Annotated in this window: 12 protein-coding genes and 1 tRNA gene; 6 read left to right on the forward strand and 7 right to left on the reverse strand. The window is 68.2% G+C overall.

Features of this window, described 5'->3' with window-relative positions:
* Positions 1-40 precede the first annotated feature (40 nt).
* Together K6I33_RS01645 and K6I33_RS01650 are read left to right on the forward strand one after the other, a co-directional pair.
* Positions 41-1,405 carry a glycosyltransferase gene (locus tag K6I33_RS01645; protein WP_229347814.1) on the forward strand — a complete coding sequence of 455 codons (1,365 nt, stop codon included), beginning with the start codon at positions 41-43 and terminating at the stop codon, positions 1,403-1,405.
* Between the two features lie 145 nt (positions 1,406-1,550).
* Positions 1,551-2,771 carry a hypothetical protein gene (locus K6I33_RS01650; protein ID WP_229347816.1) on the forward strand — a complete coding sequence of 407 codons (1,221 nt, stop codon included), beginning with the start codon at positions 1,551-1,553 and terminating at the stop codon, positions 2,769-2,771.
* A gap of 93 nt (positions 2,772-2,864) precedes the next feature.
* Here the strand turns inward: K6I33_RS01650 and K6I33_RS01655 are convergent, their stop codons facing one another.
* Positions 2,865-5,501, reverse strand: a complete 2,637-nt coding sequence (locus tag K6I33_RS01655) for a valine--tRNA ligase (RefSeq protein ID WP_229347824.1) — start codon at positions 5,499-5,501, stop codon at positions 2,865-2,867.
* Between the two features lie 130 nt (positions 5,502-5,631).
* On the opposite strand from K6I33_RS01655, the gene K6I33_RS01660 reads away from it, so the two are divergent.
* Entirely contained in the window at positions 5,632-6,591 is a 960-nt protein-coding gene (locus tag K6I33_RS01660) for a hypothetical protein (protein WP_229347825.1), read from the forward strand.
* 268 nt (positions 6,592-6,859) lie between these two features.
* Positions 6,860-7,162, forward strand: coding sequence for a hypothetical protein (locus K6I33_RS01665; protein ID WP_229347826.1), 303 nt, complete (start codon positions 6,860-6,862; stop codon positions 7,160-7,162).
* A gap of 130 nt (positions 7,163-7,292) precedes the next feature.
* Here the strand turns inward: K6I33_RS01665 and K6I33_RS01670 are convergent, their stop codons facing one another.
* The gene (locus K6I33_RS01670; RefSeq protein ID WP_229347827.1) at positions 7,293-7,883 is read right to left on the reverse strand and encodes a Uma2 family endonuclease; all 591 of its coding nucleotides are present in this window, start codon (positions 7,881-7,883) and stop codon (positions 7,293-7,295) included.
* A gap of 384 nt (positions 7,884-8,267) precedes the next feature.
* On the opposite strand from K6I33_RS01670, the gene K6I33_RS36220 reads away from it, so the two are divergent.
* Both K6I33_RS36220 and K6I33_RS36225 read left to right on the forward strand, forming a co-directional pair.
* A complete protein-coding gene (locus K6I33_RS36220) occupies positions 8,268-8,783 on the forward strand; it encodes a hypothetical protein (RefSeq protein WP_308297013.1) in 516 nt (171 codons plus the stop codon).
* Positions 8,784-8,843: 60 nt separating this feature from the next.
* Positions 8,844-9,092 carry a hypothetical protein gene (locus tag K6I33_RS36225; RefSeq protein ID WP_308297014.1) on the forward strand — a complete coding sequence of 83 codons (249 nt, stop codon included), beginning with the start codon at positions 8,844-8,846 and terminating at the stop codon, positions 9,090-9,092.
* Between the two features lie 65 nt (positions 9,093-9,157).
* On the opposite strand, the gene clpX is transcribed toward K6I33_RS36225, so the two are convergent.
* The 5 genes from clpX to K6I33_RS01700 form a co-directional block, all read right to left on the reverse strand.
* Positions 9,158-10,444, reverse strand: coding sequence for an ATP-dependent Clp protease ATP-binding subunit ClpX (gene clpX / locus K6I33_RS01680; RefSeq protein WP_229347829.1), 1,287 nt, complete (start codon positions 10,442-10,444; stop codon positions 9,158-9,160).
* A gap of 174 nt (positions 10,445-10,618) precedes the next feature.
* The gene (locus tag K6I33_RS01685) at positions 10,619-11,272 is read right to left on the reverse strand and encodes an ATP-dependent Clp protease proteolytic subunit (RefSeq protein WP_229347831.1); all 654 of its coding nucleotides are present in this window, start codon (positions 11,270-11,272) and stop codon (positions 10,619-10,621) included.
* Between the two features lie 67 nt (positions 11,273-11,339).
* A complete protein-coding gene (locus K6I33_RS01690) occupies positions 11,340-11,945 on the reverse strand; it encodes an ATP-dependent Clp protease proteolytic subunit (RefSeq protein WP_229347842.1) in 606 nt (201 codons plus the stop codon).
* 407 nt (positions 11,946-12,352) lie between these two features.
* Complete coding sequence (gene tig / locus K6I33_RS01695) at positions 12,353-13,723, reverse strand: trigger factor (protein WP_229347834.1); 1,371 nt, start codon at positions 13,721-13,723, stop codon at positions 12,353-12,355.
* Positions 13,724-13,868: 145 nt separating this feature from the next.
* Positions 13,869-13,945: transfer RNA gene (locus tag K6I33_RS01700), tRNA-Pro, on the reverse strand.
* Between the last annotated feature and the right edge of the window lie 86 nt (positions 13,946-14,031).

Here is a 14,031-nt window from a genome sequence, read left to right on the forward strand (position 1 = left end):
GCAAGCCCGCACCCACCCACGCCCGGAGCCGTACCCCCGCATGTTCTCCAGCCCCTTCCTCCTCGCCTTCCCCTTCTTCCTCCTCGTCTGCTTCCTGCTCTACTGGGCCGGCGCCCGCCACGCGTACACCCGGCGCCCCGCCGTCGAGAACGGCAGCCCCGACGCCTTCGACTGGCACTTCTTCGTCCCCTGCCGTGACGAGGAGGCCGTCGTCGGCACCACCGTCGCACGGCTGCGCGCCGACCACCCGGGCGCGCACGTCTGGGTCATCGACGACGACAGCGAGGACCGCACCGGCGCCATCGTCGCCGCCCTCGCCGACGAGGACCGCCGCGTCCACCTCGTCAGCCGGCGACGCCCCAACGCCCGCCAGGGCAAGGGCGCCGCGCTCAACGCCGCGTACGACGAGCTGAACCAGTTCCTGTCCGAGGACGCCGACCGCGAGCGCGTCGTCGTGTGCGTCATCGACGCCGACGGCCAGCTCGACCCGCACGCCCTCGCCCGCGTCAGCGGCCCCCAGGGCTTCGGCGACCCCGAGACCGGCGGCGTCCAGGTCAGCGTCCGGATGCGCAACACCGAGGACCCGCGCCCGCTGCCCGACCGCGGCCGGATCGCCAACGCCTTCGCCCGTCTGCTGGTGCGCATGCAGGACATGGAGTTCTCCGTCTCCAACGCCGGCATGCAGCTGCTGCGCGGCCGCACCGGCTCCGTCGGCCTGGGCGGCAACGGCCAGTTCACCCGCCTCGCCTCCCTGGACCGCATCGCCGCCGCCGAGCGCCGCCCCTGGCAGCGCGGCGCGCTGCTGGAGGACTACGAGCTGGGCCTGCACATGATCCTCAACGGTGACCGGATATCCCACATAGCCGACACCTGGGTCTCCCAGGAGGGCCTCCCCCACGGCCGCCGGTTCCTCACCCAGCGCACCCGCTGGGCCCAGGGCAACCTCCAGTGCGTCCGCTACGCGCCGCGCATCGTCTCCTCCCGCCACTACGGCGGCAAGGGCGTCCTGGAGACGCTCTACACCTTCCTCCAGCCCGTCGCCCACCTGGTCACCCTCGCGCTGTGCGCGGTCATGTTCACCCTGCTGGGCATCACCGCCGCCGAGGACGGCGTGGGCGAGGCGTTCGGCGGCATGCTGGCCCTGTGGCCGCTGGTGATCGCCCTGGCCGTGGTCTCCGTGACCCCGTTCGTCCTGTGGGGCCCGGTCTACCGCCGCGACCGCGCCGCCGACCGCTCGCTGCTGACCACCCTGCTGTGGGGCCTGGCGCTGTGGCTGTACGCCTACCATCTCTTCCCGGCGTCCGCCCGTGGCTTCGTCCGGATGCTGCGCGGCCGCAACGGCTGGGCCAAGACCCGCCGCAACGCGGAGAGCACCACCTCCGGCCCGGTGGCCATCGAGGCCTGAGCCGCCCTCGCGCGACACCACTCCGCGCGAAACCATGAGTTCGGTCACAGAACCGACCGATGAGGCAACCTTCCGCTCCGTTCCGCCATCTGACCGCCGGTGATATTTATGCCCGGAACGGTTCCGGGTGGCGGAACGGAGCGTTGTGCGCACACCACAACTCAGCAACAGAACGCATTTGCTGCTGCTCACGGGGTGGGCAGTGCTCTGGTTCATCGTCGTGGAGCCCAGCGGCGGCTTTTCCTGGCACTATCTGCGCACCGGCGGTGAACTGATCTACGACGGGGGCACGTCCGGCGACGGCGGCCTCAACCTCTACGCGCGCCACCCCGAGCTCCAGATGGGCCCCGTCAGCTTCCTGGTGGCCGGCCTCTTCAACCCCTTCCCGGCCATGGTCGGCCAGGTGCTGGCCGAGGCCCTGATGTCCCTGCTGGGCCTGGTGATCCTGGTCCTGGCGGGCCGCAGCGCCGCCCGGCACCTCCTGGGCACCGGCACCAACCACCAGCGGCTGCGGCAGCGGGTCCTCATCGCGGGCCTGGCCTTCATCCCCATGTGGATCGAGGTCTCGGTCCGTTTCGCGCATCTGGACGACGTCCTCGCGCTCTTCTTCACCGCGCTCGCGGTGTACTACCTGACGCACTGCAACGCGGCCGCGACCGGCATCTGCATGGCCCTGGCCCTGGACTCCAAGCCGACCGCGCTGGCCTTCCTGCCGCTGCTGCTGGCGCTGCCCAAGGAGCGGTGGCTGCGCGCGGGACTGTGGTGCGTGGGTCTGGTGGCCGTCGCCTGGCTGCCGTTCTTCCTCGTCGACCCGCACTCCTTCGCCGCCGCGAAGTTCACCATCCCCAACAGCCCGGCCTCCGCGCTGCGCTGGCTGGGCGGCAACACACCCGAGACCCCGAACTGGGCCCGCCCCGCCCAGGCCGCGCTCGGTCTCGCCCTGGGGGCGATCGCCGTCTGGCGCGGCCGCTGGGCGGCCGTCATCCTGCTGGGCGCCAACGCCCGGATCGTCCTCGACCCCAGCGTCTACACCTACTACACGGCCTCCGTGCTGCTCGGCACCCTGCTGTGGGACGTCTGCGGCCAGCGGCGGCTGGTGCCGTGGTGGAGCTGGATCGCGCTGTTGGTGCTCTACGGCAGCGTGTTCGTGGTGCCCGACGAGTCGGCCAAGGGCCTGATCCGGCTGGGCTTCGTGGTGGTGTCCACGGCGTATGTGCTCCTCGCCCCCGTACGGGACCGGCGGGACCGCAATCAGCACAGACTCCTCGACCGGGTGGAGGAGGAGCCCCTGGAGGGACCGTGGGGGCCCATGTGGGACCCGGGACGGACGAGGCCGTGGGAGGCACGGCCGATCACCGAGCGCTGATCCCGTTCCTTATGGCATACGGCCGCGGCCGGGTCACCCCCACCGGTGTGGGGATGACCCGGCCGCGCTGTTTCAGGCCTCGGGCGTCGGGCGTCAGGCGCCCGGGAGCGACGCGAGCTGAGCGCTGATCCGCTCGATGTCGGCCTCGGCCGTCGCCAGCCGCGTACGGATCTTCTCCACGGCGACCTCGGCGGCCTTGGCCAGGAAGGCCTCGTTGCCCAGCTTGGCCGTGGCCTGCGCCTTCTCCTTCTCGGCCGCGGCCAGCGCCTTGGCCAGGCGCTTGCGCTCGGCCTCGACGTCGATCGTGCCGGACAGGTCGAGGGCGACCGTGGCACCGGCGACCGGGAGGGTCGCGGTGGCGTGGAAGCCGTCCTCGGCGGGCTGGAGGCGCAGCAGCTGACGGATCGCGCCCTCGTGGGCGGCGAGCGTCGTGCCCGACAGGTCGAGCTTCGCCGGGACGCGCTGGCCGGGCTGGAGGCCCTGGTCGGCGCGGAAGCGGCGGACCTCGGTGATCACCTGCTGGAGGTTCTCGATCTCGGCCTCGGCGGCGGCGTCACGGAAGCCCGAGTCCTTCGGCCAGTCGGCGACGACGACCGACTCCTTGCCCGTGAGCGTGGTCCACAGCGTCTCGGTGACGAAGGGCACGACCGGGTGGAGGAGCTTGAGGGTGACGTCCAGGACCTCGCCGAGGACGCGCGCGGAGACCTCGGCCTGCTCGCCGCCCGCCATGAAGGTCGTCTTCGACAGCTCGACGTACCAGTCGAAGACCTCGTCCCACGCGAAGTGGAAGAGGGAGTCGGACAACTTCGCGAACTGGTAGTCGTCGTAGAAGGCGTCGACCTCGGCGACCGTCGCGTTGAGGCGCGACATGATCCAGCGGTCGGTGGCCGACATCTGCTCGACCGGCGGCAGCTCGCCCTCGACCGTCGCGCCGTTCATCATCGCGAAGCGCGTGGCGTTCCAGATCTTGTTGGCGAAGTTGCGCGAGCCCTGGACCCAGTCCTCGCCGATCGGCACGTCGACGCCGGGGTTGGCACCACGCGCGAGCGTGAAGCGGACGGCGTCGGAGCCGTACTTGTCCATCCAGTCCAGCGGGTTGACCGCGTTGCCGAAGGACTTCGACATCTTCTTGCCGAACTGGTCGCGGACCATGCCGTGGAGGGCGATGGTGTGGAACGGCGGGGTGCCGTCCATCGCGTACAGGCCGAACATCATCATCCGGACGACCCAGAAGAAGAGGATGTCGTAGCCGGTGACGAGGACGGAGTTCGGATAGAACTTCTCGACGCTCTCGGTCTTCTCGGGCCAGCCGAGCGTGGAGAACGGCCACAGGCCGGAGGAGAACCAGGTGTCGAGGACGTCGGTCTCCTGGTGCCAGCCCTCGCCGGCGGGCGGCTGCTCGTCCGGGCCGACGCAGACCATCTCGCCGTCCGGGCCGTACCAGACCGGGATGCGGTGGCCCCACCACAGCTGACGCGAGATGCACCAGTCGTGGAGGTTGTCGACCCAGTCGAAGTACCGCTTCTCCATCTCCTGCGGGTGGATCTTGACCTGGCCGTCGCGGACGGCGTCGGCGGCGGCCTTGGCCAGCGGGGCGGTCTTCACCCACCACTGCATGGACTGACGCGGCTCCAGCGTTGTCTTGCAGCGCGAGCAGTGGCCCACGGAGTGGGTGTACGGGCGCTTCTCGGCGACGATCCGGCCCTCGGCGCGCAGGGCGCCGACGATCGCGGAGCGGGCCTCGAAGCGGTCCAGGCCGAGGAAGGGCCCGTGGGCGGTGATCACGCCGTGCTCGTCGAGGACGGTGATCGACGGCAGGTCGTGCCGTCGCCCGATCTCGAAGTCGTTCGGGTCGTGGGCGGGGGTGACCTTGACGGCACCCGTGCCGAACTCGGGGTCGACGTGCTCGTCGGCGACGACCGGGATACGGCGGCCGGTCAGCGGCAGCTCGATCTCGGTGCCGACGAGGTGCTTGTAGCGCTCGTCCTCGGGGTGAACGGCCACGGCGGTGTCGCCGAGCATCGTCTCGGCGCGGGTCGTGGCGACGACGATGGAGGAGTCACCCTCGCCGTAGCGGATGGAGACGAGCTCGCCGTCGTCGTCCTGGTACTCCACCTCAATGTCGGAGATGGCGGTCAGGCAGCGCGGGCACCAGTTGATGATGCGCTCGGCGCGGTAGATCAGCTCGTCGTCGTAGAGCTTCTTGAAGATCGTCTGGACGGCCTTGGACAGGCCTTCGTCCATGGTGAAGCGCTCGCGCGACCACGCCACGCCGTCACCCAGACGACGCATCTGCCCGGAGATCTGGCCGCCGGACTCATCCTTCCACTGCCAGACACGCTCGACGAACGCCTCACGGCCGAGGTCGTGACGGGACTTGCCCTCCTTGGCCAGCTCGCGCTCGACCACGTTCTGCGTGGCGATACCGGCGTGGTCCATGCCGGGCTGCCACAGGACCTCGTAGCCCTGCATGCGCTTGCGGCGGGTGAGGGCGTCGATCAGCGTGTGCTCGAAGGCGTGGCCCAGGTGGAGGGAGCCCGTGACGTTCGGCGGGGGGATGACGATGGTGTACGGCTCTTTGTCGCTCTTGGCGTCGGCCTCGAAGTAGCCCCGCTCTACCCAGCGCTCGTACAGCGGCCCCTCTACCTCGGCCGGCGCGTACTGGGTCGGCAGTTCGGGGTTGCTGTCGTTCGGCCCGCGGTCGGGGCTCTGCTGAGTGTTCTCGGTCACGGACCGAATTCTACGGGGAGGGGCCGACAGCTCACGAACCCGTTTCCGCCCCGCCGCATGGCTCGAATAAGCGATCGACAAAGATGACGTGCACCTGACCCAGGCACGACCAGTACGCGAGAGAGCGACGATGAGCCATCACCAGCCGGGACCGTACGGCCAGCCGCCGCAGCCCAGCCCCTACGGCCAGCCCGGCTACGGCTACCCGCAGCAGCCCGCGCAGGCACCGGCCGCCGGCCCGTACGGCGCCGGCGCCTACGGCTACCCGCACCCGCAGGCTCACCCGTACAGCCAGCCGGGGCCCTACGGCCAGCCCGGCCCCTATGGCCAGCCCGACCCCTATGGCCAGCAGCCGGGCATGCCGGGCGGCTACCCGCCCCCGGCCCAGCCGAGCGGCGGCGGGGCGGGCAAGGCGATCGGCATCACGGTGGGCGTACTGGTCGTGGTGGGCGCGATCGTGGGCGGCGTGCTGTTCATGAACGGCGGCGGTGGTGACGGTGATGTGAAGCCGTACACGATCGACCTGCCGGTCTCGGTGCTGGACGGGAAGTTCGTCGAGGCACCGACCGCCGCGGGGAAGCAGAACCAGCCGCAGAGCCTCGCCGACAATGCGAAGGCGAAGGCGGCGGGCATCGAGAACGGCGAGTCGGTGAGCAAGGGCTACACCAACGCCGAGAAGCAGGCGTTGTCGGTCGGCGGCACCTACGGCACGATCGCCGATCCCAAGAAGACCGTTGACGCGCTGATCGCCCAGTCGGACGAACAGCAGTCGCAGCTCGCGTCGAAGGTCGGCGCCAAGATCGAGACGACCGCGCCCTGGACGGACTTCTCGCCGAGTGGCTTCGACGGCGCGGTGCTCAAGTGCCGGACGCAGAAGACCACCAGCTCCTACGGGAACTTCTCCTCCGAGTCCGAGACCTCCGCCTGCGTCTGGGGCGACAAAAGCGCCGTAGGCATCGTCCAGCACCAGATCTCGAAGAGCAACAACCCCTATGGCAGCGCCACCGCGTCCACCGGCAACGTGATGTCCGCCCAGGAACTCTCCGACGCGACCGCGAAGATCCGCAACCAGGTCCGCAAGGAGAAGTAACTCAAGCGGACTCACCCCTAAACGGCCACCACGAACGCCACCTCCTGGCGTCGCGGTGGCCTTCCTCTTATTAAGGGCCTCGGCCTAAAGGCACCTCGCTCCAGTATGGATTCAGCCGCCATCGCTCGCCGCACCGCCAGTACGAGCCATTTTTGCCTTGATCAAACCTGTCAAGCGCTAGCCAATGGTTAGTAGCGTATCGACGTTGATCAAGAAGCGAACGCCCGATGGGTAACCACTGGGCGGCAACACAGGAATGGGCAGCTTGATGCGCAAGGCGATCCGTCGAGCGGCAGCAGCCGCTGGCGTCATCATGGCGGCTGGCACACTTCAGCTTGCTACGACAACTCCGGCCGAGGCCAGCCCCGCCCAGTGTAGAACGTACTTGAGCACCTACGGATACCGAATAGGGTCGGGCGTGGAGGATGCGTGCAGCTACGCGTACGACGGAAATGTTGGCGGGGCTGGCGGGATTGGCGCCACGATCCCGGCCCGGCTTGTATGCATGGATAAGCTTCAAAAGCTCGGCGTCAAGGAAAAGCACTTCGGATTTTCCTGCAACACGCGCTGACATCGAGCACGCCTAAAAAGCTGCCCCAGCCCGAATGAGGCTGGGGTCAACGTTCGGCAGCCGCCACGTTGCCTGGGCAAGGCCATGGCTTCACCATCGTGCGCGACACACGGCACCCGCTTCCCATGCCTCACGGCAACTTCGGCGGGTACGGCTTGAACGCAGACGTGTCCAGAGCAAACGAGAACGGCTCACCGAGCTTGATCGACTCGCCGAACTCGTACGTGTCGACGGTCCGGTACGCCGGGCCCTGCGGTCGCGAGTGCAGCTTGCAGATGCCGTCGTAGGGGTCGACGAGGAGATACAGCGGAATCTTGCTCATGGCGTACCAGAGACTCTTCTTGGCATAGTCGCTGTTCCTGTCCGAGGACACCACCTCGACAGTCATACGAACCCGATCCGTAGGGAACGGGTTGCGGTTGTCCGCCACATCCTCAACAGTCGTGATGGCGAGATCCGGCTTGGGCTCGAAACCCTGGACCTCCGAGATGAGGGCCTGCTCACCGAGAGCCTCCCAGCCGTTCGCGACGAACTGGGTGGCCAGCTTGATCACAATGCTGTTGTGCAGCGGTGCTGCCGATGCCTGCATAACGATCTTTCCGTCGATGAGCTCGATCTTGAATACGTCGAGCTCGGGGATCCTGTCCAGAAAGCGCAGCAGGTCGTGATCGGGTTTGCCTCGCAAGACAACCTCGGCAACGTCGTGGTCCGTCAGGGTCATCGCGGCGCCTCCTTCCAGGCCCAGCATCCCGGGCGGCAACCGCCCCCGCAGCCACGATAGCCACGATCGGGTGGTCCCGCGTGAAGCGAATCGATTCGCCATACGCCTCCCGCGCTATCGGGTGATCCCCCAGCTTCCGGGAGGCCGAAAAGGGGCGTCCGGCGGGGCGCCTCCTTGCATGTGACGGCCGCGCATGCCCACCGGCATCGCGGCGGCCGTTGCGTTGCGCCAGCGGAAATCACCACATAAGACCGCCCGAACGAGTGATCGTTCGCCAATAGTCGGAAGCACAGGCGTTCCCGCTCCTAGCTTCGGGCCATGGTTACTTCACACCACGAGGCGGCTCACCGGATATTCCAGGACCGTCCTGAGCTCCTCGACCCCGTGTTCCGGATCCTGGGCGTTCCGCTGCCGGAGAAGTCATCCGTCGAAGTCCTCACAGCGGACGTCACCGAAATCCGGCCGCTGGAACGGCGCGTGGACAGCGTGCTGCGCATCGAGCCACCGGACAGCAGCGGGGGCTTCATCCTCGCCATCGAGGCCCAGGGGCGCCGCGATCCGGACAAGGCGGTCAGCTGGGCGTACTACCTGTCGTATCTGAAGGCGAAGTACAAGTGCCCGGCACTGCTCATCGTGGTCTGTCAGGACAAGGCGACTGCCGATTGGGCGGCCGGCCCCTTCCGTCTGGGGCCTGAGGGCTGGACCGCCCTGTCGGTGCACCCACTCGTTCTGAGCCCCGCGAACGTCCCAGTGATCACTGCCCCGGACCGGGCCGCCCGGAACTTGGCGCTGGCGACGTTCTCCGCCATCACACATGGCAGCGACCAGGAAGCCCCGGCCATACTGGAAGCACTGGCGCGTGCTCTGAACACCGCCGACCCGGAGTCCATCGCCTACTAGTCGGAACCGCTAGAAATCGGCCTGGGAAACTCCCCGGCGCGAGACATCTGGAGGAACCTCATGCCGCGTACCTACTTCCCCGGCCGTGGCACCCTCATCGAGCAGACGTGGCTGGAAGGCGAGGCCCAGGGCCGGTTGAAGGAACGCGCCGAGTCGGTGGTCCGCGTACTGGAGCACCGGAAGATCCCCGTGTCCCCCGAGGTTCGTGAGCGCATCCTGACGTGCACCTACCTGGACACGCTGGGACAGTGGCTGGACCGCGCCGTCACCGTCTCCACAGCCGAGGAAATCTTCACCAACGGCTACTGAGCCCCGGTCTGCGCCTGAGGGGGCGCCCCGCCAACCGGCCGGGCGCCCCCTCCGTGCGTAAAAACCTACGCGCTCTTCTCGTGCCGTTCCCCCGGCTCGTTGCCGCGCGTGCGCGGCACCAGCGTCGGGTTGACGTTCGACTGGACCACGTCCGCCGTGATGACGACCCGGGCGACGTCCTTGCGCGACGGGACCTCGTACATCACCGACATCAGGACCTCTTCCATGATGGCGCGCAGACCCCGCGCGCCGGTCCCCCGGAGGATGGCCTGGTCCGCGATGGCCTCCAGGGCCGGGCGGTCGAAGTCGAGCTCGACGCCATCGAGTTCGAAGAGGCGCTGGTACTGCTTCACCAGCGCGTTGCGCGGCTCGACGAGGATCTTGAGGAGGGCCTCGCGGTCGAGGTTGTGGACGGAGGTGATGACCGGGAGACGGCCGATGAACTCCGGGATCATCCCGAACTTCACCAGGTCCTCGGGCATGACCTCCTGGAACTGGTCGCTGGCCTCGATCTCGCGCTTGGAGCGGATCGTGGCGCCGAAGCCGATGCCCTTCGCGCCCGCGCGGGACTCGATGATCTTCTCCAGGCCGGAGAAGGCGCCGCCCACGATGAACAGGACGTTCGTCGTGTCGATCTGGATGAATTCCTGGTGCGGGTGCTTGCGGCCACCCTGGGGCGGGACGGAGGCCGTCGTGCCCTCGAGGATCTTCAGCAGCGCCTGCTGGACGCCCTCACCCGACACATCCCGTGTGATCGACGGATTTTCGCTCTTTCGGGCGACCTTGTCGATCTCGTCGATGTAGATGATGCCGGTCTCGGCCTTCTTGACGTCGTAGTCGGCGGCCTGGATCAGCTTCAGCAGGATGTTCTCGACGTCCTCACCGACATAGCCGGCCTCCGTCAGGGCCGTCGCGTCGGCGATGGCGAAGGGGACGTTGAGCATGCGGGCCAGGGTCTGGGCGAGCAGCGTCTTGCCGGAGCCCGTCGGGCCGAGCAGCAGGATGTTGGACTTGGCCAGTTCGATGCCGTCGTCGCGGTTGTGCGCGCCGGTCTCGCCGGCCTGCACCCGCTTGTAGTGGTTGTAGACGGCGACGGAGAGGGCCTTCTTGGCGGCTTCCTGGCCGACGACGTAGCCCTCGAGGAACTCGTAGATCTCGCGGGGCTTGGGAAGCTCCTCCCAGCGCACCTCGCTCGTCTCCGCGAGCTCTTCCTCGATGATCTCGTTGCAGAGGTCGATGCACTCGTCGCAGATGTACACACCAGGACCCGCGATGAGCTTCTTCACCTGCTTCTGGCTCTTGCCGCAGAACGAGCACTTGAGCAGATCGCCGCCGTCACCGATGCGTGCCACGAGGTGCTTCCCCTTCGCCTGGGATCCGCCTTGCTCTGCGAACCCGAGTGCTTGCCTATCGACGGTACCTTGCCGGGCCCCCCGCGCGGGCCCCCCTTGGCCCTACTCGGCCAAGGGAGAGCCCGTCGTCGGCGGCGCGGTGGTGGCTGGGACCGGTCGGACCGAGTGATGCGGTCAGACGGTCACGGACGACTTGCGCGTCGAGACGATCTGGTCGACCAGACCGTACGCGAGCGCCTCCTCAGCGGTGAGGATCTTGTCGCGCTCGATGTCGTCGCGGATCTTCTCGATCGGCTGGGTGGAGTGCTTGGCCAGCATCTCCTCCAGCTGGGTGCGCATGCGCATGATCTCCTTGGCGGCGATCTCCAGGTCGGAGAGCTGCTCGCGGCCCGTCTGGCTGGACGGCTGGTGGATCAGCACACGGGCGTTGGGCAGCGCCATGCGCTTGCCGGGGGTGCCGGCGGCGAGGAGGATCGCGGCGGCGGACGCGGCCTGGCCCATGCAGACCGTCTGGATGTCCGGCTTCACGAACTGCATCGTGTCGTAGATGGCCGTGAGGGCCGTGAACGAGCCACCCGGGCTGTTGATGTAGATCGAGATGTCGCGGTCGGGGTCCATCGACTCCAGGCACAGCAGCTGCGCCATGACGTCGTTGGCGGAGGCATCGTCGATCTGGACGCCGAGGAAGATCACACGCTCTTCGAAGAGCTTCGCGTACGGGTCGTACTCGCGCACGCCCTGCGAGGTGCGCTCGACGAAGCGCGGAACGACGTAACGGGCCTCGGCCTGGGGGCCGGTGTAGAGGCCGCTGGCGGACGAGATGTTCATGCGGGTGTCACTCCTGGTGGCGGTCTGTGGGCTGGGGTACGGCTGGCGGACGGTCCTGCCGGAGCGGTCAGGCCCCGGTGCCGCCGCCGCCCGGAACGCCGGAGGCGTGCGTGATGATCTCGTCGATGATCCCGTACTCCTTGGCCTCGGCCGCGGTGAACCAGCGGTCGCGGTCGCCGTCACGGATGATCGTCTCGACCGTCTGGCCCGTGTGCTGGGCGGTGATCTCGGCCATGCGCTTCTTGGTGCGCAGCAGCTGCTCGGCCTGGATCTTGATGTCCGAGGCGGTGCCGCCGAGGCCCGCGGAGCCCTGGTGCATCAGGATGTCGGTGTTGGGCAGCGCGAAGCGCTTGCCCGGGGTGCCGCCGGTCAGCAGGAACTGGCCCATGGAGGCCGCGAGGCCCATACCGATGGTGACCACGTCGTTCGGGATGTACTGCATGGTGTCGTAGACCGCCATGCCCGCCGTCACCGAGCCACCGGGGCTGTTGATGTAGAGGTAGATGTCCTTGCTCGGGTCCGCGGCCAGGAGGAGCATCTGCGCGGTGATCTTGTTGGCGATGTCGTCGTCGACCTGCTGGCCCAGGAAGATGATCCGCTCCCCGAGCAGCCGGTTGTAGACCTGGTCGCCGAGGCCACCACCGATGGCGATCTCACCGGCGGCGGAAGGCATCAGATTCGTCACGTATCCACCTGCTCGTCTCTGACGGCAACGGGCCGTCTCCGCGTCTTCTCTGGGGACCGGGGTGGCGTGGCCGGTACGCGTCGGCGCGCTGCCATGTCTCCCCTGCCCTCGTATCTACGGACCCTAACGCGCTGGTCGGCAGGCGCCATCCCGCATCAGGAACTGTTCGCTCTGAGCGCAGGTTCCCCCGCGCGCACAGGCCGCGCGCGGGCCGCGCAGGGGCCGCCCGGGGGTGCGCGACGGGCCCGTCGCGCGGCCCCGCCGAATGGCGGGGACCGGCACGTCCGGGCCCGTCGTCAAGCGCTCCTGCGAGCTCCCCCCGGCGACTCCATACGGGGGTCGTACGGGTCCGTCGGAGGGAAGGCCGGGGAACCCCGGCCGGGAAGGGGTGAGGCTCAGGCCTCGGTGCCCTCGGCGGCCTCGACCGTCTCGACGGCGGCCTCGACCTCGTCCTCGTCGTCCTCGAGGTTCACGACCTCGCCCTTGGAGTCCTTGACCGTGGCGGCCTCGACGACCGTCGCGAGGGCCTTGCCGCGGGCGACCTCACCGACGAGCATCGGGACCTGGCCCTGCTCGACGACGGCCTGCGCGAACTGGTCGGGGGCCATGCCGGAGGACTGGGCGCGGCGCACCAGGTGCTCGGTGAGCTCGTCCTGGCCGACGGAGACCTTCTCCTTGTTGACGATCTCGTCGAGCACGAACTGGGTCTTGATGCCCTTCTCGGACTGCTCCTTGAGCTCGGCCTCGAACTCCTCGGCCGTCTTGCCCTGCATCTCGAGGTACTTCTCGAGGTTCATGCCGATCTGGCCGAGCTGGTGGTGCTCGAGGTTGTGCTTGCGGGTGTTGACCTCGTCCGCGAGCAGCTTCTCGGGCATCGGGACCTCGACGAGCTTCAGCAGCTCCTCCAGGACCTTCTCCTGGGCCTGGGTGGCCTGGTCGAACTTCTTCATGCGCTCGAGGCGCTTGCGGCTGTCGGCCTTGAGCTCGTCCAGGGTGTCGAACTCGCTCGCCATCTGGGCGAACTCGTCGTCCAGCTCGGGCAGTTCACGGGCCTTGACGGACTTGACGGTGACCGAGATCTCGGCCTCCTTGCCCTCGGCGGAGCCGCCCTTCAGCTCGGAGGTGAAGGTGGCGGAGCCACCGGCCTCCAGGCCCTTCACGGCGTCGTCGATGCCGTCGAGGAGCTGGCCGGAGCCGATGGTGTAGTCGACGTCGGACGCGACGCCGTCCTCCAGCACCTCGCCGTCGACCTTGGCCTCCAGGTCGACGGTGACGATGTCGCCCTCGGCGGCGGCGCGCTCGACCGGGGAGGTGGTGGCGAAGCGCTCACGCAGCTGCTCGACGGACTTCTCGATGTCCTCGTCGGTGACCTCGACGGCGTCGACGGTGACCTCGATACCGGAGTAGTCCGGGATCTCCAGCGCCGGGCGGATGTCCACCTCAGCGGTGAAGGAGAGCAGCTCGCCGTCCTTCAGCTCGGTGATGTCGACCTCGGGCTGGCCCAGCGGGTTCAGCTCGGCCTCGTTGACGGCCTCCGTGTAGAACTTCGGCAGCGCGTCGTTGACGGCCTCCTCCAGCACGGCGCCACGGCCGAAACGCTGGTCGATGACACGGGCCGGGATCTTGCCCTTGCGGAAGCCCTTCACCGTGACCTGCTGGTTGATCTTCTTGTACGCCGCGTCGAGGCTGGCCTTGAGCTCCTCGAAGGGCACCTCGACAGTGAGCCGAACCCGAGTCGGGTTCAGGGTCTCCACGGCGCTCTTCACGGTTCGGTCTCCTTGGGGCTGACTTCTGGGATTCTGCTGACCGGCGGATGTTGCTGATCAGCGGACCGCGCCCGGTACAGAGACACACAGACGCGCAGCTTGCATAGTAACCGCACGCACGAGGGGCCCCACAATGTGATCTTGCTGGTCGGGGTGGCCGGATTCGAACCGACGACCTTCCGCTCCCAAAGCGGACGCGCTACCAAGCTGCGCCACACCCCGTCGGTGCGACACGTAGGGTACATGCCCCCAGGGGTGCCGGCCGCCGCTTTCCCGCAGCACAGGACGGGGACAGGGGTGCACGAGGG

The organism is Streptomyces sp. UNOB3_S3 (genome assembly GCF_020740895.1).
GTDB lineage: Bacteria > Actinomycetota > Actinomycetes > Streptomycetales > Streptomycetaceae > Streptomyces.